Source organism: Bacillus sp. FSL K6-0923 (genome assembly GCF_038630825.1).
GTDB lineage: Bacteria > Bacillota > Bacilli > Bacillales > Bacillaceae > Bacillus > Bacillus pumilus.
The window spans coordinates 2,720,370-2,744,644 of the sequence record NZ_CP152044.1 but is presented as its reverse complement, the minus strand read 5'-3'; the positions used below and the strand labels follow the sequence as shown (position 1 = coordinate 2,744,644).

Sequence of the window (24,275 nt, the reverse complement as noted above, 5' to 3'; positions counted from 1 at the left end):
GAAATGAACCTCATCCATTCACGTTAATCTTCCTGGCGAATATAGCGCTTATCCTTCATAAACAATTTCCAGAAGAAATAGAACCCAGGAAATAAGATGATAAAACCTACAATATACGTGATAAATAATGCTCTAAATGTCACAGGGTCAGTAAAACCAGACATGATTGTAATATCTGGATAGGCCATATAAGGCAAATGGGCACGTCCGTACACGTAGCTTGCTAAAAAATATTGAAGGGTAATCGCAATGACAGCTAAACGCGGCCGGCCTTTTCGATGCTTAAACCGGCTATTTGGTAAATATAGAGCCAGCCCTGCTAGCAAAAACATCAGGAGTGATACAAGAAGAATAGGGATGTTCTGCATCATTTTTGTGAACAGCCAATTTGCCTCGCTTCTTAATGTCAGCATGATGAAAAAGGCCATCATGAGTGAAAGCGGGCCCGTAATGAGCGCTCCTCTTCTATAAATACTGTAAGCTTCATCTTCATCAGCCACATTCGAGAAATCAGCTAAAAGCAATGACGAAAGAAAAAGGGTGCTGAAAATGGCAAAACCGACAAAAGAATAGACATTTGCACTCGTAAAGACCAGTCCAAGATCTAATGAGTAATTGTTGTTCTCCTCAAAGATAAATCCACCATGAGTAATCGGAAGAACCATGATCAGGATCGATGGAATGATAAAGCCGCTAATCCCTGAAATGTAAGTCACTGCTTTTCGGTATTTTTTAGGTAGAGAATGAGAAAACACAAGAAACCCGCTTCGCAGTGCAAGAAGTAATAATATGATGCTGCCGGGTATTAATAAAACAGTACCAAGGACAAAGGTCGCTCCTGGAAACATGCTAAACAACGCAACAACAATTGCCACAATAAATACGTTAGTTACTTCCCATGTTGGAGAAAGATACTTATTTGCGATATTAGCGGCCTTTGTTTGTTCTTTATTCATATAAATCATGGACCAAAATCCTGCGCCGAAATCCATTGATGCCATCACTGCATAGATAAAAACGAACCCCCATAAGATGGTGATTGCAATGAGTGCATCAGTTGTCACATCCATTTGCATCTAGATCGCTCCTTTTTAAGATTCTGTTAACCGTAGGTCTTCTTCAATCGAATGTTTTCTAAAGTAGTACGTCAGCACAATCACAGTTGCTATGCCTAAGATGAGGTAGACAATGGCAAAAAGGATAAAGAGCGTACCGATTGAGCCTGATGATGTGACGACCTCTGAGGTTTTGAGCATTCGATAAATGACCCATGGCTGACGGCCTGTACATGCAAAGATCCAGCCAAACTCAATAGCCAAAAGACTAAGGGGCCCGCCGAATAAGTAAAGAAAAAGGAGCCACTTCGGATAATGTTCGCGTTTCAAAATTTTACGGTAAAGCAGTGCTAATACCGCAAACAAAATGAGGACTGAGCCAATAATGACCATGCCATTAAATAATGTGTGAATAAATAAAGGCGGCCACTCGTCACGTGGGAAATCATTTAAGCCTTTGACCACCGTATCAAAGCTATTTCCTGCCAAAAAGCTAAGCGCCCAAGGGATTTCAATTGCTCCTTTAATTTCCTTTGAATCGGCATCAGTAAAACCACCTATTGCGAGAGGTGCATGTGATTGTGTTTCAAATAAACCTTCAGCACCAGCTAACTTTTCAGGCTGATATTCATACAGAAGCTGAGCAGACTCATGACCATTTATGGCCGTAAGAAATGAGAAGAGGCCTCCTACAATAAGTCCAAGAAAAAGAGCTTTTCGATGAAACGTATAGAGCTTCTCATTCTTTCTTGTTTTAAGCATTTTAAAAGCTGCCACTGATGCAATCACAAAAGCACCTGTTGTAAAAGCAGACAGCACGACATGTGTTGCAGTTACGACAAAGCTAGGATTGAAAAAGGCCTTCCAAGGCTCGATATTCGTAATTTCTCCATTGACCATTTGAAAGCCAGCAGGGGTACCTTCAAATGCATGTACGTTTGTGATCAGAATTGCTGAAGCGGCTGCGCCAATCACGACAAAAATAACGGTAATGATGCGCATAGCAGGTGATAGGCGGTCCGCTGCGTACACATAAATAGACATAAATAATGCTTCAATAAAGAACGCATAAATCTCAATCTGAAATGGCAGTGACATGACCTTTCCGATGACCTCCATAAAACCTGGCCATAGAAGAGCGAGCTGGGTGCCTGCAATCGTGCCTGTTGGAATGGCGACACCTAACAAGACAGCCTGCGCTTTCGTCCACCGTTTCGCCATGACAGCATAGTGAGGGTCCTTCGTTTTTTGGAAGATGAGTTCAGCTAACAAAATCATTAGCGGGATGCCAACGCCAAGCGAGGCATAAATAATATGAAAGCCCATGGTTGTGCCGAACAGGCTTCTAGCTAAAACGAGATCAGTCAATTTTTTCTCCGCCTTTCTTATCGCTTCTCTTTTTCATGATGTTATTATTCTCCACCATTTTTAGATTATTCTTCCTGACTAAGAAAGCTTGATTTTTGACATGTTGTAAAAGAGGGAGTAGAATATAAATATAAAGCGTAATCATTACGTTTTGATAACGAAAGGAGTTTTGACATTGAAAAGAGATATTCATCCAACCTCACATGATGTTGTATTTATGGACGTAAACAGCGGTTACCGCTTTTTGAGTAAATCGACAAAGTCATCTAATGAGACAGTAGAATGGGAAGATGGGAAAACGTATCCTGTCATTAAAGTAGAAACAAGCTCTGATACGCATCCTTTTTATACAGGACGCCAAAAATTCGGAGAAAAAGGCGGAAGAGCCGAGTTGTTTAAGAAAAAGTATCAAATGTAATAAAAAAAGCACACCCTACAATGGTGTGCTTTTTTACAGCAAAAAACCCGGGAGATCACCCGGGCCTAACAATTAATCATTTAAAGCGGTTTTTAAGGTCTTTAGATTTTGTTTCATTAAGCTGACGTAGCTTTCACCTTTTTTTGCATCATCTTCAGTAATAGATTCTAAATTTTTAAGTGTGAGGCTTTTTGCCCCAATTTCACTGCGGATCGTATCTGAGACTTTGCTGCTGACGTTGTTTTCAAAAATCACATATTGAATGTGATGCTTTTCAGCTTTTTGGACAATGCTTTCGAGCTGCTTTTGTGAAGGCTCTTCAGAAGCGGATAACCCTAATACACTGATTTGTTCAATGCCGTAGCGCTTTTCCCAATAACCGTAGGCTGCATGCGAAACAAGGATTTCTTTATGTTTTGCTTTAGATAACGTTGTGTTGAACTCTTGATCTAGCGATTGCAAATCTTTTTTTAGTTTTTCATAGTTTTTTGTGTATTCGTCTTTATGATCTGGATCTAATGAAACGAGTGTATCTTTAATGTTTTTCGCCATTTGCTGTGCATAAACAGGGTCTAACCATGCATGAGGATCTTTATCTCCGTGATCGTGTCCATCATGTTCATGATCTTCCTCTTCATGATCGTGATCTTTGCCTTCTTCATGTGAATGCTCTTCTTTTGTCGATAACAATTTGATGCCTTCGGCTGCTTTGACTGTTTTCACGCCTTGGTCTTTTAACGTAGAAGCGGTTTTGTCAGCGAATGCTTCAGCGCCTGTGCCGCTGTAGATGAAGGCGTCTCCTTCAGCCATTTCAACCATCGTTTTTGAACTTGGTTCAAAGCTGTGTGCATCTGCATTGGCAGGGTACACGCTTTGCGCATGAACATGAGAACCGCCAATTTTTTCAGTGAAATCTTGAATCGGGAAAATGGTGGTGTAAACGGTCAGTTTTCCGTCTGCTTTTCCTTTTGAAGCATTTGTCCCCGCACTGCTTGAGCAAGCGGCAAGACCGATCGCAAATAAAGCAGCTGTTAACATATAAAAGATTTTTTTCATGTGGAAAATGTCTCCTCTCAATCTATTAGATAGAAATGATTACGATTTAATGTCCTGAGTTATTGTATCGTAATAATTACGATTTGAAAAGAGAAAAATAAAAAAATTTCATCAGCAGATGTTTCCTTTTAAAAAAATGTGCTGCAAAACGTGACGAAATTTCTCACATTATGCTATATTTATTTTTAAAAAAAGATAAAGGAATGGACAACGTATGAAACTTTTAGAAGAAATCATCGAATATAATCAACAATTTATTGAAGAAAAGAAATACGAAGAATTTACAACAACGAAGTTTCCACAGAAAAAAGCTGTCATTCTGTCATGTATGGATACAAGGCTTGTCGAGCTGCTTCCACGTGCAATGAACATGAAAAATGGAGATATCAAGATCGTTAAAAGTGCTGGTGCTCTTGTTTCTCATCCATTTGGAAGTATTATGCGAAGCATTTTAGTGGCTGTTTACGAATTAAATGCTGACGAGGTTTATGTCATCGGGCATCATGATTGCGGTATGAGCAAAATAGACAGCCAGACACTTTTAAACAAAGCCATTGAGCGTGGTATCCCAGAAAAACGGATTGAAGTACTGGAATACTCAGGAATCGATTTTAAACAGTGGCTCAAAAGCTTTAGTTCGGTTGAAGAGAGCGTGAAGGACAGTGTGTCCGTTGTGAAAAATCACCCGCTTCTCCCATCAAATGTCCCTGTGCACGGTCTTGTAATTGATCCTGGAACTGGCAAGCTTGACGTAGTCGTCAACGGATATGAAAAAAAGTAAGTTATGTTTCCTTTTTCGGCGGGACAGGATCGATGCCGCCAGGATGGAGCGGATGACATTTTAATATCCGTTTGATGGTGAGCCAGCCGCCTTTTAAAGCGCCATGCGTTTTGATCGCTTCTAACCCATAATTTGAGCATGTTGGGTAAAACCGGCAGCTAGGCGGTGTAAGAGGGGAAATACATTTTTGATAAAAGCGTATGATGCCGATAAAAATTTGTTTCATAAAGGTTCCTCCTTGTCTGTCTTTCACAGTATAAGAAAAAAGGACAAGGAAGGAAAGTTTTATAAACTAAACTGGTCGGAGAAATATGTTATAATATAGGAAATTGCAATTATAGGAGTGGTGATTATGCCTTCAGTAGAAAGCTTTGAACTTGATCATAATGCTGTAAAAGCGCCATACGTTCGTCATTGTGGCGTTCATAAAGTGGGATCAGATGGAGAAGTCAATAAATTTGATATTCGTTTTTGTCAGCCAAACAAGCAAGCGATGAAACCTGATACGATTCATACATTAGAGCATTTACTTGCGTTTAACATTAGAACACACTCAGAGAAATACGACCATTTTGATATCATTGATATATCTCCAATGGGCTGTCAGACAGGCTACTATTTAGTGGTCAGTGGTGCACCAACTCCAAAAGAAATCGTTGAGCTTCTTGATGCAACATTCAAGGATGCAGTTGAAGTAACAGAAATTCCTGCGGCAAACGAAGAGCAATGCGGTCAAGCGAAGCTTCATGACCTTGAAGGGGCAAAACGTTTGATGCGTTTCTGGCTTTCTCAAGATCAAGAAGAGCTTCTCAAAGTATTTGGCTAATCAATCATAAACCGGACATGATGATGTCCGGTTTTTTTTGTATTCGATCATGAGATGTCAAAATAGGGGATATTTGTTAAAATGGACATGTCAGTAAAAGAAGGGGGAACTCGGGATGCGAAAAATGTTGGGAATGATATTGATGCTCTTGTTACTAAGTGCATGTGGGAACTCTGCAGCAAATAGTGAAAAAGGGGAGGTACCTGAGCTATTAGAAGTGAAGCTTACAGGACCTGAACAAGTGGAGAAAAATGAAAGCGTTATAGTAAAAGCAGCTGTCACATATGGTGATACGCCTGTCGATGATGCAGACGAAGTTCAATTTGAAGTGTGGAAAGATGGCGATAAGGATAACAGCAAGATGATTCAGCCAAAGAAAGAGAATAAAGGTGTATATGAATTGCATACAGCCTTTAAAAAAGATGGCCTTTATATCATACAAGTCCATGTGACAGCTAAACAGCAGCATAATATGCCAAAGACGAACATTCAAGTAGGTGATGTGAAAAAAGAGAGTTCATCTACTGAAGAAGAAACTTCACATCATTAAATGGCATTTTATTTCGGGTTAGGACGTTGGTTTGGTTCAGCATCCTGTGGTGTATCGATTTTATGCTTATATTCATAAGCCTTCGATGTTGTCCACAGCGATAAAAAGACAACGATTGAGATAATGATAAAGCTGATAATCCCAAGTAGCAGCATCTAACTCCCTCCTTATTTCCATATTAACATATATTTCATGCAGCCAAAATAGAAGAAATTCATCGCAGGTTTCAGTATAATAGGAAAAGGGTATTCTCATACTAAACGCAATTACATAAGGAGGAATAAACATGTCTGAAAAATTATTACACGTCGTCAATAAACAAGTAGCAGATTGGACTGTGCTTTACGTAAAATTACATAACTATCACTGGTACGTAAAGGGAAAAGACTTCTTTACACTCCATGAGAAATTTGAAGAACTTTATACAGAAACAGCGACATACATTGATGATTTGGCTGAGCGTATGCTTGCTTTAAATGGACAGCCTGTTGCAACAATGAAAGAATGCTTAGAAATTTCTAGCATTCAAGAAGCTGAAGGTAATGAATCAGCGGAGCAAATGGTGAAAAATCTATATGATGATTTCTCCAATATCGCTGAGGAATTAAAACAAGGAATGGAGCTGGCTGGAGAAGTTGGCGATGAAACAACAGGTGATATGTTACTTGCGATTCATCAATCTATCGAGAAACACAACTGGATGCTTAAAGCATTTTTAGGATAATACGTATGTGGAAGGAATGTCGATCGTTAAGAGATCGACATTCCTTTTTTGTTGGAATCGTGACAGACAGCCCATTGAAATCATAGGGCTTTCAGCCGAAGAGAAAAGAGAAGGGAGGGGAGAAGATGTCTTCTATTGCAGGAATGATGAGTCAGCAAGTCGCGAGCATTCAAAAAACACTTAATATTAGTTTGTTGAATTCACAGCTTGCTACGAATACAGCACAAGCCATGGTCATGCTGGATCAAGTTCAGCAGCAGCCTCAAGCTGTTCAGCCAAAGGATTCAGACGCTCGCTTTATTGATGTGAGAGTCTAAAGATGGAAGCCGCCACACAAGGCGGCTTTTTTTCTTGTCATCACTCTGTCTGATTGAAAAGGCGACGCCTTTATTTTTTGTCGTCCAAGCTATTGCGAAGATCTGGCATATACTATTGAGGTAAGGAGTTCCACTTTGAAAGGATGTTGATGCCAAGTGAGCAAGGATTTAGGCATCTTTTCGTTGTTTACAGTCAGTTTGTCAGCGATGGGCTTTCTGTTTGGTGGAGCAGGATATTTACTGATGATATTAGTAACACTCATGGCCATTGAATTAATTTGTTCAAGCCTAAGAGAATCTTTGACAGGACAGCTCACAATGAAACGTTTTTCTACGCGGCTTGTTCGAAAGATTGTGACGGTCTCTCTAATATCCATGGCGCATTTCTTCGATGTCATGCTGAAGACAAATGGGATGATTAAGGATTTAGCGATCATCTTTTATATTATTTATGAATCTTACCAAATCGTCTCGACAGCCAATGCCCTCGGAATTCCCATTCCACAGTTGTTTATTGATGTGTTGGACATGTTAAAAAATAAATTGCGCAAGAAGCCGTAATTTCTTCATATCTGGTCATACTAAAGGAAAAAGGATGAATCAGATGACGAGACACACATATTATGTATCCGTACAGGATGGATCGATATCGCAGCATAGAGATGCTGCGGCTTGGCAATTTCAAATAGAAGCAGACGATGATCAAATTTTGCAGCTGAGAGACTATTTCGATGAACAGTATATGACAGATTGGAAAGGCTTCTTTCGAGCGCATGTTCCGTATCTTGAATATCATTATGACAGTCCGAATGATGAAATGGATCGAAAAAGAAAAGAGATATACTCAATGATTTTCGAGCTCGGAAATGAAGAGACAAAGAACTTTATTGAAACAAATGGATTAATGAATTGAAAAAGCATGTAGAGATTTTCTACATGCTTTTATTTTCGCGGTTGTAAGATGCCTCCGATCAGGTCACTAAGCCCGCCTCTATTCTCTTGCTGAGATGTCTGTGAATTCGTGAATTCATGAGAGGAGCTCTGGCTCTGAGGCTTGTAACGGTTATCATCTAAACCAACCCGTAAGCCGGATGTCCGCTCAGATGGCTGGATAATGACAATTTGGTCTTGTTCTTGGAACTCAAATAAGTAGGATTCACCAGATGTTTGTCCGATGAGGGTCTTCCAGTTCACATCTAATTTGACCTTCGGTGCTTTACCAGTCCAAGCGACAATGGCGTCAGGATCTACACGGCAAGGGGCTTTTAAAATGAGCGGGTTTCCATTTGTTTTAATGGCGACCTGCGCCCCGTGGCCTTGATAGGAGAGCTTTGATGTAAACAGTCCTTTCTGTGATAAAATCCCTACGCCTACTGGTGTCACGCCGTAATGACATTCCTCAGTAAAGGCAAGTAAATCCTCACTTTCTACACTTACATGCTGCCAAGGACCGCTCGGCTCAAGATTAATCACTGTCACGTGCTCGCTGGAATCAGCTAAATAACAAGTACCTTGTCCACTGACCTCCATCACTTCAAGGTTTTCACCTGTCAATTTCCTGCTGATATGGTTAAATACTTGACTGACCATATTTCCTTTGTTTGTTCCGAGGAGTCGTTTGCGGTATTGAAACGTACCTTGATCGGCAATCATTGCGCCTTTTTTCGCAAAAAAGATTCCGCTGCCTTCTGCTTGTAAAGTAAGTTCTTCTATTGTGGTGAAATGAAATCCCATTGGTGCTGGCTCCTTTCTGCGTCAAGATGTGAATCCGTAGATGCGGCATAAATCATTTAAATCTAGCGTAGTTCCTTGCCCGGTTGCGATGATTTTCCATTCTTCCTCATCTCTTATGAGTTGAGCGCAAATGATGGAGGTACAATATGAATAATCTTCTGTTAATTGAAAGGTACAAATTTCTTGTTGTGAGATTTGATCAGTCAGATGCACGTTAGCGTTCGTCACTTGTCCAAAATGATGCTTGCGCTCGTGTGCATCATGTATCGTAGCTGTAACAACGATTTTATGAATATTTGGAGAGACTCTGCTTAATTGCATAATGATCATTTCATTGTCTCGATACCCACCGCCAACTTGATGATCACCAAGATGGCGAACAGCTCCGTCTAAGCTTTGCTGCTGATGATAATAGATCAGATGGCTTGGAGACAACAGTTTGTCCTCTTCATTTAAGAGAAACACTTGCGTATCTAAATCAATTGGCTGGCCAGCCAAATCCCAGCCAAGCCCGATTTGAATTTGGTCGATATTTGGATTGTTTTTTGTTAAATCTAGCTTTTGCCCTTTGATGAGGTGTTTGTTGATCACCTCATGAGGTGCGTCTTCTTTTTTGATTTTACTGGGTGTAAGCGCTTGGTCTTTCTCTTGTTTTGACCCATTTGTTATCCTCATGCTGTTTTCCTCCTCGTCGTAATAGGACAAACACTCATTGATTTACGTCATCAAGGGATAAAAGGTTTCATGATTAAAATAGGGTGAAGTTGGGGATGATAAAAAGGTTTTAGCAACAATACCTTATATTAAATACAGACGAAATGAAACCACTCGTTTGTTTCACTTTTGATAAAAATTCTTCAGAGAAATGTGATCTGTGGTATGATGTTTTACAAGAAGCAAGGACAGGATATGAGGGATTTCACATGCATGTATTTAAAGACTATTATCATAATACGGTCAAGCTCTCCTTTGAAGAGAAGCCTTTTTCAAGTCATCCAAAGCATGTCTGGGCCATATGCCGTTACCAGGGGAAATGGCTGCTCACTGAACATGAGGATCGGGGCTATGAGTTTCCAGGAGGGAAAGTTGAGCCAAATGAAGAAGCGGATCAAGCCGCTATACGTGAGATTCAAGAAGAGACGGGTGCTGTTGTTCGTGAATTAACGTATATTGGCCAATATCAGGTGCTAGGCAGAGAAAAGGTCATCGTAAAAAATATTTATTTCGCTGATATTGAAAGGCTAGTGAAGCAAGACACGTATTTTGAAACAAAAGGACCTGTTCTTTTCGCAGACTTGCCAAGATCCATCGCAAAAAATAAGAATTTCAGTTTTATTATGAAAGATGATGTGTTAAGACAAAGTCTTGCTTATTTAGAAAAGAACGGTTTGATTCGTTAAAAAAGCGCAGGGAGATCTCCCTGTGCTTTTTTTATTTTTGGAGAAAACGGCGTTCGAGCCATTCCACAAGCTGGTACATGATGGTCGCAAACACCGCAATAATGAAAAGACTTAAGAACACGAGTGTAAAGTTGAAGACTTGAAAGCCGTAAATAATCATGTAGCCGAGCCCTTTTGAGGATACAAGAAATTCCCCTACAATGACTCCAACCCAAGAAAGACCGACATTCACTTTGATGGCAGAAATCATCGTTGGAATACTAGCTGGCAAAATGACCTCACGAAAGACGACGCTTTTGTTCGCGCCAAAGGTTTTCATCACCTTTAAATAATTCTCATCGACCTCTTGAAAGGCAGTGTAAATGACGATCGTCGTAATGATCACACTAATGATCGCACCCATGGCGACGATGCTGATCATACCAGGTCCAAGGGCAACAATTAAAATGGGGGCGAGGGCAACTTTCGGCATGGCATTTAAAATGACTAAATAAGGGTCAAGAACGTTTGCTAATCGAGTAGACCACCATAAGGCGGCAGCGAGCAAAATGCCGCAAAAGGTACCAAGTAGAAAACCGAGCACCGTTTCAAATAATGTAATACTCATATGATTCATTAAAGAACCATCTTGAATTTTTTGCACAAACAAATGGCAGACCGCAGATGGTGAACTGAAAATGAGCGGATCAATGAATCTGAAATGACTGGCAAGCTCCCAAAGCGAAAAGAAGCTGGCGAATATGATGAGCTGATAGATACGTGTGATCCGTTTTTCCATTCGGTATTTTTTGCGATAGGCTTCATGTAAAAGGTCACTGTGTTTCAACTGTTTTCAGCTCCTTCCAAATCGTTTGAAAGAGCTCTTGGAAATGCGGGGTCTGTCTCGCTTCAAAAGGAGAGAGAGCCCTTATGTCGTCTGGAACGGTAAAGATTCGCTGGATAGAGCCTGGATGCTTTGAGAATAAGAAAATGCGGTCACTCATTGCAATGGCTTCACCGATGTCATGTGTCACAAGGACTGCTGTTTTTTGATAGTCTTTTAATGTGTGAAAGACGAGATCTTCTAATGTGAGTTTGGTTTGGTAGTCTAGGGCTGAAAATGGCTCATCTAGTAAAAGCAGACCGGGATCAACTGCAAGCGTTCGGGCGAGAGCCGCACGCTGCCTCATTCCGCCAGACAGCTCCTTCGGATATTTTTCCTCGACTTCATGCAGTCCAAGCTTTGGCAGTAAATCAAGGGCAGCTGAGACGGACTCATGTGAATCTTGTTTCGCAATTTTTAACCCGAGAATCACATTTTCCTTGATGGTCTTCCAAGGAAATAAATAATCTTGCTGAAGCATGTAGCCGATTTGATGCTCCTGTTGATTTGGTTCTTTTCCTTCGATTAAAATTCGACCTTCAGAGGGCGGTGTAATTCCTGCGATGATAGACAGCAAGGTGGTTTTCCCGCAGCCGCTGGGACCAATAAATGAGATGAATTCACCTTGGTCTATCTCCATATTGATGTGCTGTATAGCCGTTGTTTTTTCTTTTAAAGAGAAGTACGTATGGGTCACATGGTCAATTTGAAGGAAAGACATGTGCTACCTCCTATTCTATTTGTGATCTGTGACCTTCTTTGCAATGGATGAATCGACAAGTTGTTTGTACGGGATAAATTCCGGCAATTCTCCGCTCTCCTTCATGATTTCCTGCAATTTGTTCCATTCCTCTTCATTTAGAAAAGGATCTGTTGCATAGGAATCTTGTTGTTTGTAGCGTTTGATGGCAGTTGATAAGACAGCAAGATCTGTATCAGGAAAATGAGATTGAATGGCCTTTGCGATCTCCTCAGGCTGCTTGGTTTCTACCCATTTCTGCGCTTTGTAAATGGCTCGGGTGAAGGCTTCGGCGGTCTCTTTGTTTTCCTCTAAGTAACTCTTCTTTGCCATGAAGGTGGTATATGGCACCTTGCCAGAAGCTTCTCCAAAGGAGGCGGTAATGTACCCTTTGCCTTCTTTTTCAAGTAAGGAAGCGGTCGGTTCGAATAACTGCACAAAATCGCCAGTTCCAGAGGAGAACGCACCTGAAATGTTGGCAAAATCAATATTTTGAATCATACGAAGATCCTTTTTTACATCAATGCCTTCTTTTTTCAAGACATATTCACCGACCATTTGCGGCATGCCGCCTTTCCGCTGTCCTAAGAAGTCTTTTCCTTTCAATTGATCCCAAGAGAACTGGTTTACTTTCTCCCTTGAAACAAGAAATGTGCCGTCTGTTTGTGTCAGCTGTGCAAAGTTCATGACAGAATCCTTTGTGTCTTGAGCCTCTACATAGATAGAGGATTCAGACCCGGTCAAGGCGATATCAGCACCGCCTGATAAGAGAGCTGTCATCGTTTTATCGCCGCCCCAAGTAGTTTTCAGTTCAACCTCCAGGCCTTCTTCTTTGAAGAAATCCTTTGATAAGGCGACATATAACGGAGCATAAAAGACCGAATGGGTCACCTCGGCTACTTGTACGGTCTGCTCTTGTTCTTTTTTACAGGCGACAAATGGAATAAAGAGCAGGACGACGACGATGAATGCCAGTCTGACTTTGATGGAACGATTCAAGAGTAATTCGCCTCCTTTGTTCTAGATCACTATTAAAGTATGTGAAAAGGGATTTTTGGTGAGTGCCTAGACGAAAATAAGAAGCGCATTGTTTATTTATAGAACGCGTCTTTTTTTCTATACTAGAGGCATGAAGGCTTTCTTGAATTTGGCAGAAATAAAGGAGCGGTTTCGTGTATAGATTGAGTTGGGTATTTGTTGGATGGTATGTAGTAGGTCTGATCTTAATGGTCTTTTTTGAAGTGCCAGCATGGCTTCAGTTTGCAAACGGAATCTTTCTTGTACTGTATGCTTGCTGCGTCATCGAGATTGGGCGACAGATTTATGGCTCATGGGGGTTTGTCATCAAAAGGGCAGCCATTGTCGGAGTGCTTACATTTACGGTGGAGTGGATAGGGATCACAACGGGATTTCCGTTTGGGGCCTATGACTATTATCCGACGCTAGGCTTTCTAGTGGCGGGGGTGCCGTTAACTATTGCGTTTGCTTGGGTTGGCGTGTTTTTAAACAGCCTTTTTTTATCCAGTCAGCAGTCAAAGTGGAGACGAGCCGTCGAAACGGGGATATGGATTGTGTTGCTTGACCTCATATTAGATCCAGTAGCAGCTGAGCGGAGGTTTTGGGTATGGTATGACGGCGGTGGGTTTTATGGTATTCCTTTTGAGAATTTTGTAAGCTGGGGTATGATTGGAGCAGGTCTTTCATTTCTTTTCCCGCTTGTCTCAATTGATCAAAAGGCACTCAGCTGGACGAGCCGCATTTATCAGGCGATGGTGTTCTTTTTTGGTCTTTTGGCATTAAAGGGCGGACTCGATGTCATTTTTTATTTAGCACTGATCATTGTCATTTTGTGTGAAGGAAGGGTTCGATTTGAAAGAAAGCGACAAAAGCCGATCGTTTAGACGTCTATTTTCACTTTATCTTGAGCGATATTTACTCCATAAGCATTTCCGCTGTGTCATGATGAAAGGCTCGGTGGACCCGAAGGGAAACCTGCCTGTTCTTTATCTCGCCAATCATAGCTCATGGTGGGATGGATTAATCATTTTTCTTTTAACAGAAAAAGCGTCTGAGCTTAATCACTACATGATGATGGAAGAGAAGCAGCTGAAGCAATATGCTTTTTTCCGTAAGCTTGGGGCGTTTCCGGTTCATAAAGAGAATCTCAGAAGCGTGAAGCAAGCTTTAATGACAGCAAAAGAGAACATGCAGAACGGCGGAGCGGTATGGCTTTTTCCACAGGGGAAAATTATGCATCAGGACGTGAGACCGCTTGAACTTGAAGGCGGGGCTTCTTTTTTAGTGAGACAATTTGAACAAGTCGTGGTGAAGCCTGTAACCTTGCAGTATACATTTAATCAATATCAAAAGCCGATAGTTTCTGTTGTGTTCGGTGATGATGCCATCGTATCTGGAAGCTCCCTGCGAAGCAAGGATATGACGCGTATGCTTGGCGATCTGCTTGAAACGCAGTTAAACAGACATCAATCACAGATCATTGCAGATCCTGATTTTTCAATAAACGAAGAATTTAAACAGATCACAAGGACAAGTCAGTCAACAAGTGATGCGTTTGATTCTTTTAAAAAGTGGGTGAGAACATGGCGTTCTTCTTAACTGTGATCAGTGTGCTGCTGCTTTGTCAGTTTCTATTTACCATATGGAATATGAAGCAGTTTCCCGTGTTAAAGCCCGCTTCCTTTTCGCCAGATGAACGTATTTCGTTATCGATACTGATTCCGGCTAGAAATGAGGAGAAACGGATAGAAGCCTGTCTTCAATCGATCGTTGAACAACGTCTTTATCCGAAAGAGGTTGTTGTACTTGATGATCATTCGACAGATCAGACAAGAGCGATTGTGGAGCGCTTCTCACAAACATATCCATGGATTCGTGTGCAGTCAGGCCGGGTATTAAAGCAAGGCTGGTTAGGGAAATCATACGCTTGTTCTCAGCTTGCTGAGGCAACGGCTTCTGATTGGCTGTTATTTTTAGATGCGGATGTCCGGTTGAAACGGGGAGCAATTGAAGCTGTGCATGAGCAGTTATGCACGCAAAAAACGGGCATGCTATCAGGCTTCCCCGAACAAAAAACAGGTACATTTTTTGAGCATCTTGTCGTTCCCATGATGATGTTTACCATTGGCTGTCATCTGCCTGTGAAGTGGGTCAGAAAATCAAAGAATCCTGCTTTTGCCGCCGCGCATGGAGGCTTTATTGCCATTGAAAAGAATTGCTATCACGACATCGGCGGGCATGAAGCGATTAAGGATTCGCTAGTGGATGATATGGCATTGGCTAAACGGGTGAAGGAACAAGGCTTTCCGTTCACATTAGCAAGCATTCATCCATTTGTGTATATGAGAATGTACGAGAGCGGACAAGAGGTTTGGGAAGGCTACCGGAAAAATTTATTCCCAGGTGTCAATCGAAGCATTGCTTTGTTAAGCAGTGTCTTTTGTTTATACACCCTGCTTTATTTGGCTCCTGTCATTTGTTTGATGATGGCTTTGATGCAGCTGGATGTGCTGAGTATATGCTTAGCGATTCTTTGCTATGGACTAGGTGTGTCGATCAAAGCGGCAATTGATATTGAGAACGGAAGAACATCTGCAATGGCCTTTTTATTACCGGTCAGCATTTTGAGTCTGATCGCCATTGGCTTTGCTTCTATGAAAATCGGGCTGAAAAAAGAAGGGTATGAATGGAAAGGGAGAAGGTACGAATGAAAAAAGTGATCATCATCGGCGGCGGGCTTGGCGGATTATCAGCAGCGATCCGCTTACAGTCACGCGGGGTTCAGGTCACCATATTAGAAAAAGAAGCGGCTTTAGGCGGGAAATTGCAGCGCCATCAGGAGGCTGGCTATTCTTTTGATCTAGGACCGAGTACCATTACAATGAAGTCATACTTTGAGGAAGTATTTGCTTCCTGTCATAGACGGATGGAGGATTACGTCACATTTTATCCGATCTCTCCCCTGACCAAAAATGTTTTTTCAGATGGACATACGGTTGAATTTACACCGAATATTGAGCAGATGGAATCACAAATTGCAGCATTCAGTCCTGAAGATGCGAAGCAATACCGTGCATTTTTACAGGAATCAAAGATGCTTTTTGAACTGGCTGAGGATCAGTTTTTAAATCGTTTGTTATTGACGTGGAAGGATAAGGCGGATGTAAAGCTCGTGAAAGCACTTCTCTCTGTCAAACCGTTTACAACCGTTCAACGCTTGCTGCGACAATATTTCCGTCATCCGCATACATTGGCGATGTTTGGACGGTATGCGACATACATCGGCTCTTCTCCCTATGAGGCACCGGCTATTTTTAATATGATGGCGTATTTAGAAGGGGAGAAAGGAATTTATGGCATAAAGGGCGGTACATATCGTTTAGTTGAAGCATTTGAGACTTTGGCAAAGGAATTAGGTGTACAGATTCACCTGAATGAACAAGTCAACAAGATTCATGTGAAGGACCGGCGAATCAAAGGAGTAGAAACGGCTCACCAGATGTATGAAGCTGATCAAGTCATTGCAGGAGCGGATGCGCTGACTGTCTACCGCCATCTGATTGATGAAAAAGACCGCCCAAGCTTTTTAAATCAAAAGCTTGCTGCCATTGAACCGTCATTATCTGGCTTTGTTCTCTTATTAGGTGTACCTAAGGTCTATGAACAGCTGTCCCATCATAATGTGTTTTTCCCAGAGAATTATGAGCAAGAATTCAAGGATATTTTTCAGAAAAAACAACTGCCTCAGGACCCGACACTTTACATATGTTATTCAGGTCATTCAGAACCAGCTTTAAGCGGAGGACCGGGAAGAAGCAACTTGTTTGTCCTGGCGAATGCGCCTTATGTGACAAAAGAGCAAGATTGGGACATGCTAAGAGAGACATACTCGCAGCATGTGAAAACAAAATTAAAGGAAAAGGGCCTCTTTGATTTAGATAAGGTGGCCGAATATGAAGCGGTTCAAACTCCGCTTGATCTGCAGCAGAAAACGGGCGCATATCATGGAGCCATTTATGGTATGTCTTCCAACTCGTTCAAGCAGGCGTTCTTCCGTATCAATAATCAGTCAAAGGACATTGAAGGACTTTGGTTTGTTGGAGGAACAAGTCATCCAGGCGGAGGCACGCCAATGGTGACTAAATCGGGTCAGCTTGTCGCAGAAGCAATCATCAAGCAATTGACGTAAGAACAGATGAAAAGGAGAGAAATCAAGTGATTGTGGAAAAAAGAAGGTTTCCGTCCCCCCATCCGCATATTCACTTATTTACAGTGACCTATGAGGCAGATGGACTTCGGATCAAAGGGCTGCTCGCTGAACCGGCCGAAGAAGGTCGTTATGACGGCTTTTTGTATTTAAGAGGCGGTATAAAAAATGTGGGAATGGTGAGACCAGGCCGAATTGTGCAATTTGCCGCACAGGGATTTGTCGTATTTGCGCCCTTTTACAGAGGAAATCAAGGAGGCGAAGGGAACGAAGACTTTGCTGGAGAGGACCGGAAAGATGCTTTTGCTGCCTTTCAATTGTTAAAGCATCACAAAAAGGTGAAGCAGGATCGTATTCATATCTTTGGTTTTTCACGCGGAGGCATTATGGGCATTTGGACCGCTGTCGAAATGAAGCAAGAGGCGGCTTCATTTGTGACATGGGGAGGTGTCAGTGATATGAAGCTCACCTATGAAGAACGTGTGGATATGAGAAGGATGATGAAACGTGTGATTGGCGGTCCCCCGCACAAGGTGCCAGAGGCTTATGAGGACAGAACGCCTTTAAACGATGTGGACAAAATTGAAGCGCCTGTTCTCATCATCCATGGAGAAGAGGATCAGAATGTATCCATTGAGCATGCGTATTTATTAGAAGATGCGCTGCGCCAGCACGGAAAGTCAGTGGAGACTTGGTATTTTCATGAATACAACCATTATTTTCCGCCACAGCATAATCGGGAAATTGTCAGAAGGCTGACGACGTGGATGCACAGCCGGAAAAGCGGAAATGTGGTAAAATAAGCAGTATAACGAAATTTAGAAAGTAGGGGGATTTTCAATATGGGAATGCCTGTTGAATTTAATACAATGATTGTCACGAAGGGAAAAGAGACAAGAATTGAAGAGAATGTATTTGAACTCATGAAGGAAGGATACCGCATTTATCCATTAAATATTCCGCTTGAGGTACGTAAAACGAAAGACGGAGAAAAAACAGGGACAGCACACGTTGAAAAGCTGGAGCTTACAGACAATGTGACAAAGGTCACTTACCGACTCGTTTCATTACATTCAACAAACTAACCAAAAAAGCTGAGGGAATGATTCCCCTCAGCTTTTGTCATTTGATTATACGAGTGGTCCGCCTTTGGCTTCAATGTCACTTGCTGCGTGGCTGAATTTTTGGAAGTTCTTTTTAAATTCATTGGCAAGGAAGTGTGCTTTTTCTTGATAAGCCTCTTGGTCATCCCATGTTTTAGATGGTTGAAGCACTTCATCTGGAACGCCAGGAATATGAAGCGGGATGTGTAATCCAAAGATGTCATCAGTGATCATTTCGGCGTTGTCGAGGTCGCCTTCGATCGCTGCTTGCACCATTGCTCTTGTATGCGCTAGGTTCATACGTTTGCCTGTACCATAGCCTCCGCCAGTCCAGCCTGTATTCACAAGGAATACTTTAGCGCCGTGCTCATCAATTTTCTTGCCAAGCATTTCAGCATAGACGTGAGCTGGAAGCGGCAAGAATGGTGAACCGAAGCAAGTAGAGAATGTCGTTTCTGGTGATGTGACACCGCGCTCAGTTCCTGCTAATTTACTTGTGTAACCGCTCAAGAAATGGTACATCGCCTGTTCTTTTGTTAAACGGCTGATTGGAGGTAAAACGCCAAATGCATCAGCTGTTAAGAAGACAATGGCAGATGGGTGTCCTGCGATACTTGGCTTCACGATGTTATCAATCATTTCGATTGGGTAAGCAGCTCGTGTGTTTTCAGTAAAGAATGTGTCATCATAATCCGCTTCACGTGTTTCTTCATCAAGTACAACATTTTCAAGAACTGATCCGAAGCTGATGGCTTTGTAGATTTGCGGTTCTTTTTCTTCGCTTAAGTTCACACATTTCGCATAGCATCCGCCCTCAATATTGAAGACTCCTGAGCCAGACCAGCCATGTTCATCATCACCGATCAGCTTGCGGCTTGCGCTTGCAGAAAGTGTCGTTTTCCCAGTACCTGAAAGGCCGAAGAATAGTGCGACATCGCCTTCTTGACCAACGTTTGCTGAGCAGTGCATAGATAAAATATCTTGCTCAGGAAGCAGGTAGTTCATGACAGAGAAAATGGACTTTTTCATCTCTCCAGCATATTCTGTTCCACCGATCAGAATGGTGCGTTTTTCAAAAGAAACGATAATAAACGTTTCAGAGTTTGTGCCATCTGTTTCAGGATCTGCTTTAAAATGCGGTGCAGATAAGATGGTGAAAGGTTTTTCGTTTGAAGAAGGTGTTGATCCGTCAGGTCTGATGAATAGCTGTTTTGCAAAGAGATTGTGCCATGCAAATTCGTTTACCACTGTAATTGGCATACGGTATCTTTCATCTGCGCCGGCAAATCCTTCAAAGACGAATAGTTCATCACGTTCTTTTAAGTATGACACAACTTTTGTATATAAACGGTCAAATGCTTCTTTAGAAATCGGCTGGTTGACTTGACCCCAATCAATTTTATGTTCAGAGCTTTCTTCTTTCACGATAAATTTATCTTTAGGCGAACGTCCTGTGTAGGCACCCGTTGTAGCACGGACAGCTCCTGTTGATGTTAAAACGCCTTCATCACGTGCCAAAATCTTTTCAACAAGTTTCGGAACAGATAAATTTTGGTGCGTATTTTCTAATGAGAGCAATGACTGCAAATCTTCTTTTAAATCCACTGAGTTCATAAAAAACCCTTCCTTTACCGTTGAATTTGTTTTGTTTCGATTAGTATAACACATTCATAAGAATAGTCTATACTATTTAAATATTTTTGTGTGTGTTTTTTCATTTCTGCTATGAAAATATGCTTTTTGGTGATGCTAATATTGAGGTGAAAAAAAGGGAAGATAATTCTGATGAAGCATTGACATGACGCAAGTGTTTAAGATAAGATATCTTATTGAACGGATACTCTTATCCCGAGTTGGTGGAGGGACAGGCCCGATGAAGCCCAGCAACCGGTTTCTTATGAAAAGGCATGAATATGCTGAGAAACCAAGGTGCTAACCTGATGCAAGGTACAAGAACACCTTGAGCGATAAGAGTGAAAGGCATGCGATCTCAGACCCTTTCCTCGCAATGAAGGAAATGGTTTTTTTATTTTGGGATATCATATGAACAAATTGCCAATAACATCTCTAATAGAAACGTTTTCAAATATAAGAGGGAACGAGTTCCGTATCATATTGGAGACCTCATCTTGGGATGATGTGGTCTTGTACAGGAGGAAATAGCCATTATGAGTCAAAATCGTCGTTTATTTACTTCAGAATCAGTGACGGAAGGACATCCGGATAAAATCTGTGATCAAATTTCAGACAGCATTTTGGATGAAATTTTAAAGAAAGATCCAAATGCACGTGTTGCCTGTGAAACTTCTGTTACAACGGGTCTCGTATTAGTAAGCGGAGAAATTACAACGTCTACTTATGTCGATATTCCAAAGACGGTGCGTGACACGATTAAGGAAATTGGCTACACACGTGCGAAATATGGTTTTGATGCGGAAACATGTGCAGTGCTCACATCCATTGATGAACAGTCTGCTGATATTGCGCAAGGTGTAGACAAAGCGCTTGAAGCACGTGAAGGCACAATGACTGAAGAAGAACTTGATGCGATCGGTGCAGGTGACCAAGGATTGATGTTTGGTTTTGCCAACAACGAAACCGAAGAACTTATGCCGCTTCCGATTTCACTAGCGCATAAATTATCTCTTCGTTTAACTGAAGTTCGCAAGGATCAAACACTTGCTTATCTACGTCCAGATGGAAAAACACAAGTAACAGTAGAATATGATGATCAAAATAAACCTGTTCGTATTGATACAGTGGTTATTTCTACGCAGCATGCACCAGAAGTGACGCTTGAACAAATTCAAAGCGACTTAAAAGAGCATGTCATCAACCCTGTCGTTCCAAGTGAACTAATTGATGAACAGACAAAATACTTTATTAACCCAACTGGTCGTTTCGTGATCGGTGGACCTCAAGGGGATGCTGGTTTAACTGGACGTAAAATCATCGTTGATACGTATGGCGGATACGCTCGTCATGGCGGCGGTGCTTTCTCTGGGAAGGACGCAACAAAGGTTGACCGTTCAGCGGCATACGCTGCTCGTTACGTAGCGAAAAACATCGTAGCTGCAGGCCTTGCTGATTCTTGTGAAGTACAACTTGCTTATGCAATTGGTGTTGCACAGCCTGTCTCGATTTCAATTGATACTTTCGGAACAGGAAAAGCTTCTGAAGAAAAATTAATTGAAGTGGTTCGTGCGAACTTTGATCTTCGTCCAGCTGGCATTATTAAAATGCTTGACCTGCGTCGTCCGATCTACAAACAAACAGCTGCATACGGACATTTCGGCCGTCATGATTTAGATCTTCCGTGGGAAAAAACGGATAAGGCCGATACACTTCGTAAAGAAGCATTAGGACAATAACAACATATAAAACCGCTTATTTTAAGCGGTTTTCCTTTTGATTAAAAAAAATTCTACAAAAAGCGAAAAAATGTGAAACAAAATCGGACAAATAACTGTCTAATTATAGGTCTACTTTTAAGAAATAACATAACGTGGAGGCAATAATATGTGTGGGTTTGTTGGTGTGTTTAATCACCGTCCATTGTCCGAAACTACTGAGCAGGAAGAGTTAATTAAACAAATGAATCGTCTCATCGTTCACCGTGGTCCGGATGATGAGGGTTACTTTCATGATGAGCATGTAGGATTTGGATTTAGACGTTTAAGTATTATAGATGTTGAGCACGGAAAGCAGCCGCTTTCTTATGAAGATGAAAAGTATTGGATTATTTTTAATGGAGAAATTTATAACTATGTGGAGCTGAAGGAAGAGCTTGTGAAAAAGGGCTATACGTTCAGCACAGATTCTGATACGGAAGTACTGCTTGCCACATACCGTCATTATAAAGAAGAGGCGGCTTCTAAGCTTCGCGGCATGTTTGCCTTTTTAATTTGGGACAAAGAAGCGCAGCAATTATATGGCGCAAGAGATCCTTTTGGCATCAAACCGCTTTATTTTACACAAATGGATGAGCAAGTGTACTTTGCGTCTGAGCGCAAAAGCTTGATGGCTGTGAACGAGAACATTTTATTTGATGAGACTTCATTGCAGCAGTACATGTCGTTCCAATTCGTTCCTGAGCCAAATACGCTCGATCAAAAGGTGCATAAAGTTGAGCCTGGTCATCAGTTTATTTTACGCCCAGGACAGGAGATCGAATTTAAGACATACTGGAAAGTTCAATTCAAGCCTGAGCAAACACAAGAACAGAAGTTAATTGAAGAAGTACGCGATGCCATCTATGATTCTGTGAAAGTTCACATGAGAAGTGATGTACCTGTTGGTTCATTCCTCTCAGGTGGTATTGATTCTTCCTTCATCGTGTCTGTCGCAAAGGAATTGCACCCGGAGCTAAAGACATTCTCTGTTGGTTTCCAGCAGGATGGTTTTAGTGAAGTTGATGTTGCGAAGGAAACAGCTGATAAGCTAGGCTTACAAAACTTCAGCGCCGTTATTACTCCAGAGGAATATATGAATGAGCTTCCGAAGATTGTCTGGCATTTAGACGATCCATTAGCAGATCCGGCGGCGATTCCATTGTATTTCGTGGCAAAAGAAGCGAAGAAACAAGTGACGGTAGTTCTTTCAGGTGAAGGAGCGGACGAGCTGTTCGGTGGATATAATATTTACCGTGAGCCTCTTTCTCTTAAACCATTTGAATCTGTTCCATCTATGCTGAAAAAGCTTCTTCTTCGTCTGGCTCGTTTAATGCCAGAAGGAATGAAAGGGAAGAGCTTTATCGTTCGCGGCTGTACGCCATTAGAGGAACGTTATATCGGTAATGCGAAAATCTTTGAAGAGCCAGTGAAGAAAAACCTCTTAAAGCATTATGATCCAAGCATCACGTATCGTGACGTAACGAAGACATACTTTGAGGAAAGCGCAGGCTACAGTGATATTAACAAAATGCAATATGTTGATATCCATACGTGGATGCGCGGAGACATCTTATTGAAAGCAGACAAGATGACGATGGCGAATTCTCTTGAGCTTCGTGTTCCATTCCTTGATAAGGTCGTTTTTGAAGCGGCTTCTAAAATTCCAGAAGAGCTGAAAACAAAAGATGGCACAACGAAATATTTATTGCGTAAAGCAGCAGAAGGCATTGTGCCTGACCACGTGTTAAACCGTAAAAAGCTTGGTTTCCCTGTGCCAATTCGTCATTGGCTGAAAAATGAGATGAATGCTTGGGCGAAAGACATCATCAAAAACAGTCAAACAGATGAATACATTAACAAAGAGTATGTGCTTGATTTATTAAATGAGCATTGTGCTGGTAAAGCAGATCATAGCCGTAAGATTTGGACCGTCCTTATCTTTATGATTTGGCACAGCATTTATGTAGAGCGCAGCATTGATCCAGAGCAGTTGAATCACCAACCGAAAGAAGTCATCTTTAGTTAATAAAAAAGGTTTTCAGCTTTGTGCTGAAAACCTTTTTTGTCATGATAGAAAGCGGTGGAAAAGGGTAAAATAACAAGCGGTTCATAGTTATTGCTTAATATCCTGAAAAAAACATGATAAAGTGAAGATACGCGTATGATGTTAACGGGATATAAGGGAACGATAGTATTGTCCTTTTTCTACATATTCTCTACGGATTCTGTCCATGTCTTGGATATCTTCATCTGTTAATTGACGGACGACCTTGGCTGGACGGCCGAAAGCGAGTGATCCTTTTGGAATAACCTTTCCTTGAGGGACAAGACTACCTGCACCGATAAAGGCACCTTCGCCAATTTCTGCACCATCGAGAATGATAGACCCCATACCTATGAGGGCATTTTTTCGAATGATTGAGCTATGTAATGTGACTTGGTGTCCAATGGTAGCACCATCTTCTATAAGAAGTGTTTTTCCAGGACTTTGATGCAGACAGGATAAATCTTGAATATTGACGTTTTTTCCAATTCTCACAGGAGCGACATCGCCTCTAATGACCGTTTGGAACCAAACGCTTGAATATTCTCCAATCGTGACATCTCCAGTAATGGTGGCGTTTTCTGCGACAAAGACCGATTCGTGAATCTCAGGTGTAAACTGATGATATGGATAAATCACTTTTTCGACTTCCCTTCTTAATACAACATTTGTGAGGTGTTTA

Annotated in this window: 29 protein-coding genes and 1 riboswitch; of the genes, 17 read left to right on the top strand and 12 right to left on the bottom strand. The window is 41.5% G+C overall.

Going from position 1 to position 24,275, the window contains the following annotated elements:
• Positions 1-23 precede the first annotated feature (23 nt).
• The gene (locus MHI16_RS14030) at positions 24-1,070 is read right to left on the bottom strand and encodes a cytochrome d ubiquinol oxidase subunit II (RefSeq protein ID WP_186306834.1); all 1,047 of its coding nucleotides are present in this window, start codon (positions 1,068-1,070) and stop codon (positions 24-26) included.
• Between the two features lie 21 nt (positions 1,071-1,091).
• Positions 1,092-2,423: a cytochrome ubiquinol oxidase subunit I gene (locus MHI16_RS14025; RefSeq protein WP_003217550.1), complete on the bottom strand. Its 1,332-nt coding sequence runs from the start codon at positions 2,421-2,423 to the stop codon at positions 1,092-1,094.
• Positions 2,424-2,598: 175 nt separating this feature from the next.
• Here MHI16_RS14025 and MHI16_RS14020 point away from each other — a divergent pair, with 175 nt between their 5' ends.
• Complete coding sequence (locus tag MHI16_RS14020) at positions 2,599-2,841, top strand: type B 50S ribosomal protein L31 (protein ID WP_058014984.1); 243 nt, start codon at positions 2,599-2,601, stop codon at positions 2,839-2,841.
• A 72-nt stretch (positions 2,842-2,913) separates the two neighbouring features.
• Here MHI16_RS14020 and MHI16_RS14015 read toward each other — a convergent pair whose 3' ends face one another.
• A complete protein-coding gene (locus MHI16_RS14015; protein ID WP_058014985.1) occupies positions 2,914-3,897 on the bottom strand; it encodes a zinc ABC transporter substrate-binding protein in 984 nt (327 codons plus the stop codon).
• A 214-nt stretch (positions 3,898-4,111) separates the two neighbouring features.
• Between MHI16_RS14015 and MHI16_RS14010 the strand changes: the two genes are divergently transcribed.
• Positions 4,112-4,678 carry a carbonic anhydrase gene (locus tag MHI16_RS14010; RefSeq protein ID WP_061409236.1) on the top strand — a complete coding sequence of 189 codons (567 nt, stop codon included), beginning with the start codon at positions 4,112-4,114 and terminating at the stop codon, positions 4,676-4,678.
• Between the two features lies 1 nt (position 4,679).
• On the opposite strand, the gene yidD is transcribed toward MHI16_RS14010, so the two are convergent.
• Complete coding sequence (yidD, locus tag MHI16_RS14005) at positions 4,680-4,904, bottom strand: membrane protein insertion efficiency factor YidD (RefSeq protein ID WP_061409234.1); 225 nt, start codon at positions 4,902-4,904, stop codon at positions 4,680-4,682.
• Between the two features lie 126 nt (positions 4,905-5,030).
• Between yidD and MHI16_RS14000 the strand changes: the two genes are divergently transcribed.
• Together MHI16_RS14000 and MHI16_RS13995 are read left to right on the top strand one after the other, a co-directional pair.
• Positions 5,031-5,504 carry an S-ribosylhomocysteine lyase gene (locus MHI16_RS14000; RefSeq protein WP_003217624.1) on the top strand — a complete coding sequence of 158 codons (474 nt, stop codon included), beginning with the start codon at positions 5,031-5,033 and terminating at the stop codon, positions 5,502-5,504.
• Between the two features lie 115 nt (positions 5,505-5,619).
• Positions 5,620-6,054: a FixH family protein gene (locus tag MHI16_RS13995; protein ID WP_058014986.1), complete on the top strand. Its 435-nt coding sequence runs from the start codon at positions 5,620-5,622 to the stop codon at positions 6,052-6,054.
• A gap of 8 nt (positions 6,055-6,062) precedes the next feature.
• Here MHI16_RS13995 and ytzI read toward each other — a convergent pair whose 3' ends face one another.
• Positions 6,063-6,209, bottom strand: coding sequence for a YtzI protein (gene ytzI / locus MHI16_RS13990; protein ID WP_041815877.1), 147 nt, complete (start codon positions 6,207-6,209; stop codon positions 6,063-6,065).
• 131 nt (positions 6,210-6,340) lie between these two features.
• Between ytzI and MHI16_RS13985 the strand changes: the two genes are divergently transcribed.
• The 4 genes from MHI16_RS13985 to MHI16_RS13970 all read left to right on the top strand — a co-directional run bounded on the left by MHI16_RS13985 (position 6,341) and on the right by MHI16_RS13970 (position 8,008).
• The gene (locus MHI16_RS13985) at positions 6,341-6,778 is read left to right on the top strand and encodes a Dps family protein (RefSeq protein ID WP_058014987.1); all 438 of its coding nucleotides are present in this window, start codon (positions 6,341-6,343) and stop codon (positions 6,776-6,778) included.
• A 125-nt stretch (positions 6,779-6,903) separates the two neighbouring features.
• Entirely contained in the window at positions 6,904-7,095 is a 192-nt protein-coding gene (locus MHI16_RS13980; RefSeq protein ID WP_003217712.1) for a hypothetical protein, read from the top strand.
• A 156-nt stretch (positions 7,096-7,251) separates the two neighbouring features.
• On the top strand, positions 7,252-7,656 hold the full coding sequence (locus MHI16_RS13975; RefSeq protein ID WP_003217754.1) for a phage holin family protein: 405 nt from the start codon (positions 7,252-7,254) through the stop codon (positions 7,654-7,656).
• A gap of 43 nt (positions 7,657-7,699) precedes the next feature.
• Positions 7,700-8,008 carry a hypothetical protein gene (locus MHI16_RS13970; protein ID WP_003217683.1) on the top strand — a complete coding sequence of 103 codons (309 nt, stop codon included), beginning with the start codon at positions 7,700-7,702 and terminating at the stop codon, positions 8,006-8,008.
• A 29-nt stretch (positions 8,009-8,037) separates the two neighbouring features.
• On the opposite strand, the gene MHI16_RS13965 is transcribed toward MHI16_RS13970, so the two are convergent.
• Together MHI16_RS13965 and MHI16_RS13960 are read right to left on the bottom strand one after the other, a co-directional pair.
• Positions 8,038-8,829 (bottom strand): AIM24 family protein, encoded by a 792-nt coding sequence (locus MHI16_RS13965; RefSeq protein ID WP_058014988.1) that lies wholly within the window; start codon positions 8,827-8,829, stop codon positions 8,038-8,040.
• Positions 8,830-8,850: 21 nt separating this feature from the next.
• Entirely contained in the window at positions 8,851-9,504 is a 654-nt protein-coding gene (locus tag MHI16_RS13960; RefSeq protein ID WP_342497991.1) for a TerD family protein, read from the bottom strand.
• A gap of 248 nt (positions 9,505-9,752) precedes the next feature.
• Between MHI16_RS13960 and ytkD the strand changes: the two genes are divergently transcribed.
• Positions 9,753-10,229: an RNA deprotection pyrophosphohydrolase gene (ytkD, locus tag MHI16_RS13955; RefSeq protein WP_034665337.1), complete on the top strand. Its 477-nt coding sequence runs from the start codon at positions 9,753-9,755 to the stop codon at positions 10,227-10,229.
• A 31-nt stretch (positions 10,230-10,260) separates the two neighbouring features.
• Here the strand turns inward: ytkD and MHI16_RS13950 are convergent, their stop codons facing one another.
• From MHI16_RS13950 to MHI16_RS13940, 3 genes are read right to left on the bottom strand one after another with little or no spacing between them, the layout of a single operon-like run.
• A complete protein-coding gene (locus MHI16_RS13950; RefSeq protein ID WP_058014990.1) occupies positions 10,261-11,055 on the bottom strand; it encodes an ABC transporter permease in 795 nt (264 codons plus the stop codon).
• Positions 11,042-11,812: an ABC transporter ATP-binding protein gene (locus MHI16_RS13945; protein ID WP_058014991.1), complete on the bottom strand. Its 771-nt coding sequence runs from the start codon at positions 11,810-11,812 to the stop codon at positions 11,042-11,044. The genes MHI16_RS13950 and MHI16_RS13945 overlap by 14 nt, the downstream gene beginning before the upstream one ends.
• Positions 11,813-11,827: 15 nt before the next feature.
• Positions 11,828-12,829: an ABC transporter substrate-binding protein gene (locus MHI16_RS13940; protein WP_058014992.1), complete on the bottom strand. Its 1,002-nt coding sequence runs from the start codon at positions 12,827-12,829 to the stop codon at positions 11,828-11,830.
• A 173-nt stretch (positions 12,830-13,002) separates the two neighbouring features.
• Here MHI16_RS13940 and MHI16_RS13935 point away from each other — a divergent pair, with 173 nt between their 5' ends.
• From MHI16_RS13935 to MHI16_RS13910, 6 genes are read left to right on the top strand one after another with little or no spacing between them, the layout of a single operon-like run.
• On the top strand, positions 13,003-13,731 hold the full coding sequence (locus MHI16_RS13935; RefSeq protein ID WP_058014993.1) for a carotenoid biosynthesis protein: 729 nt from the start codon (positions 13,003-13,005) through the stop codon (positions 13,729-13,731).
• Positions 13,700-14,446, top strand: coding sequence for a lysophospholipid acyltransferase family protein (locus tag MHI16_RS13930; protein ID WP_058014994.1), 747 nt, complete (start codon positions 13,700-13,702; stop codon positions 14,444-14,446). The genes MHI16_RS13935 and MHI16_RS13930 overlap by 32 nt, the downstream gene beginning before the upstream one ends.
• Complete coding sequence (locus MHI16_RS13925) at positions 14,431-15,558, top strand: glycosyltransferase (protein ID WP_058014995.1); 1,128 nt, start codon at positions 14,431-14,433, stop codon at positions 15,556-15,558. Before MHI16_RS13930 ends, MHI16_RS13925 begins: the two co-directional genes overlap by 16 nt.
• Entirely contained in the window at positions 15,555-17,036 is a 1,482-nt protein-coding gene (gene crtI / locus MHI16_RS13920; protein WP_058014996.1) for a phytoene desaturase family protein, read from the top strand. Before MHI16_RS13925 ends, crtI begins: the two co-directional genes overlap by 4 nt.
• Positions 17,037-17,062: 26 nt before the next feature.
• A complete protein-coding gene (locus MHI16_RS13915) occupies positions 17,063-17,857 on the top strand; it encodes a prolyl oligopeptidase family serine peptidase (protein WP_058014997.1) in 795 nt (264 codons plus the stop codon).
• 39 nt (positions 17,858-17,896) lie between these two features.
• Positions 17,897-18,139 (top strand): DUF2584 domain-containing protein, encoded by a 243-nt coding sequence (locus tag MHI16_RS13910; RefSeq protein WP_003217584.1) that lies wholly within the window; start codon positions 17,897-17,899, stop codon positions 18,137-18,139.
• 45 nt (positions 18,140-18,184) lie between these two features.
• Here MHI16_RS13910 and pckA read toward each other — a convergent pair whose 3' ends face one another.
• The gene (gene pckA / locus MHI16_RS13905; protein ID WP_012010978.1) at positions 18,185-19,771 is read right to left on the bottom strand and encodes a phosphoenolpyruvate carboxykinase (ATP); all 1,587 of its coding nucleotides are present in this window, start codon (positions 19,769-19,771) and stop codon (positions 18,185-18,187) included.
• 226 nt (positions 19,772-19,997) lie between these two features.
• A riboswitch (SAM riboswitch) is annotated at positions 19,998-20,131 on the top strand.
• A gap of 194 nt (positions 20,132-20,325) precedes the next feature.
• Here pckA and metK point away from each other — a divergent pair.
• Both metK and asnB read left to right on the top strand, forming a co-directional pair.
• Positions 20,326-21,528 carry a methionine adenosyltransferase gene (metK, locus tag MHI16_RS13900; protein WP_058014998.1) on the top strand — a complete coding sequence of 401 codons (1,203 nt, stop codon included), beginning with the start codon at positions 20,326-20,328 and terminating at the stop codon, positions 21,526-21,528.
• 148 nt (positions 21,529-21,676) lie between these two features.
• Positions 21,677-23,575 (top strand): asparagine synthase (glutamine-hydrolyzing), encoded by a 1,899-nt coding sequence (asnB, locus tag MHI16_RS13895; protein WP_061409202.1) that lies wholly within the window; start codon positions 21,677-21,679, stop codon positions 23,573-23,575.
• 141 nt (positions 23,576-23,716) lie between these two features.
• On the opposite strand, the gene MHI16_RS13890 is transcribed toward asnB, so the two are convergent.
• Positions 23,717-24,232, bottom strand: a complete 516-nt coding sequence (locus MHI16_RS13890; protein WP_058015000.1) for a gamma carbonic anhydrase family protein — start codon at positions 24,230-24,232, stop codon at positions 23,717-23,719.
• Between the last annotated feature and the right edge of the window lie 43 nt (positions 24,233-24,275).

Excerpts from the sequence above, each read along its gene's own strand:
- MHI16_RS14030 (WP_186306834.1), bottom strand. The coding sequence starts at position 1,070 with ATGGATGTGACAACTGATGCACTCATTGCAATCACCATCTTATGGGGG.
- MHI16_RS14015 (WP_058014985.1), bottom strand. The coding sequence starts at position 3,897 with ATGAAAAAAATCTTTTATATGTTAACAGCTGCTTTATTTGCGATCGGT.
- MHI16_RS14010 (WP_061409236.1), top strand. The coding sequence starts at position 4,112 with ATGAAACTTTTAGAAGAAATCATCGAATATAATCAACAATTTATTGAA.
- yidD (WP_061409234.1), bottom strand. The coding sequence starts at position 4,904 with ATGAAACAAATTTTTATCGGCATCATACGCTTTTATCAAAAATGTATT.
- MHI16_RS14000 (WP_003217624.1), top strand. The coding sequence starts at position 5,031 with ATGCCTTCAGTAGAAAGCTTTGAACTTGATCATAATGCTGTAAAAGCG.
- MHI16_RS13995 (WP_058014986.1), top strand. The coding sequence starts at position 5,620 with ATGCGAAAAATGTTGGGAATGATATTGATGCTCTTGTTACTAAGTGCA.
- ytzI (WP_041815877.1), bottom strand. The coding sequence starts at position 6,209 with ATGCTGCTACTTGGGATTATCAGCTTTATCATTATCTCAATCGTTGTC.
- MHI16_RS13985 (WP_058014987.1), top strand. The coding sequence starts at position 6,341 with ATGTCTGAAAAATTATTACACGTCGTCAATAAACAAGTAGCAGATTGG.
- MHI16_RS13980 (WP_003217712.1), top strand. The coding sequence starts at position 6,904 with ATGTCTTCTATTGCAGGAATGATGAGTCAGCAAGTCGCGAGCATTCAA.
- MHI16_RS13970 (WP_003217683.1), top strand. The coding sequence starts at position 7,700 with ATGACGAGACACACATATTATGTATCCGTACAGGATGGATCGATATCG.
- MHI16_RS13965 (WP_058014988.1), bottom strand. The coding sequence starts at position 8,829 with ATGGGATTTCATTTCACCACAATAGAAGAACTTACTTTACAAGCAGAA.
- MHI16_RS13960 (WP_342497991.1), bottom strand. The coding sequence starts at position 9,504 with ATGAGGATAACAAATGGGTCAAAACAAGAGAAAGACCAAGCGCTTACA.
- ytkD (WP_034665337.1), top strand. The coding sequence starts at position 9,753 with ATGCATGTATTTAAAGACTATTATCATAATACGGTCAAGCTCTCCTTT.
- MHI16_RS13945 (WP_058014991.1), bottom strand. The coding sequence starts at position 11,812 with ATGTCTTTCCTTCAAATTGACCATGTGACCCATACGTACTTCTCTTTA.
- MHI16_RS13925 (WP_058014995.1), top strand. The coding sequence starts at position 14,431 with ATGGCGTTCTTCTTAACTGTGATCAGTGTGCTGCTGCTTTGTCAGTTT.
- crtI (WP_058014996.1), top strand. The coding sequence starts at position 15,555 with ATGAAAAAAGTGATCATCATCGGCGGCGGGCTTGGCGGATTATCAGCA.
- MHI16_RS13910 (WP_003217584.1), top strand. The coding sequence starts at position 17,897 with ATGGGAATGCCTGTTGAATTTAATACAATGATTGTCACGAAGGGAAAA.
- pckA (WP_012010978.1), bottom strand. The coding sequence starts at position 19,771 with ATGAACTCAGTGGATTTAAAAGAAGATTTGCAGTCATTGCTCTCATTA.
- metK (WP_058014998.1), top strand. The coding sequence starts at position 20,326 with ATGAGTCAAAATCGTCGTTTATTTACTTCAGAATCAGTGACGGAAGGA.
- asnB (WP_061409202.1), top strand. The coding sequence starts at position 21,677 with ATGTGTGGGTTTGTTGGTGTGTTTAATCACCGTCCATTGTCCGAAACT.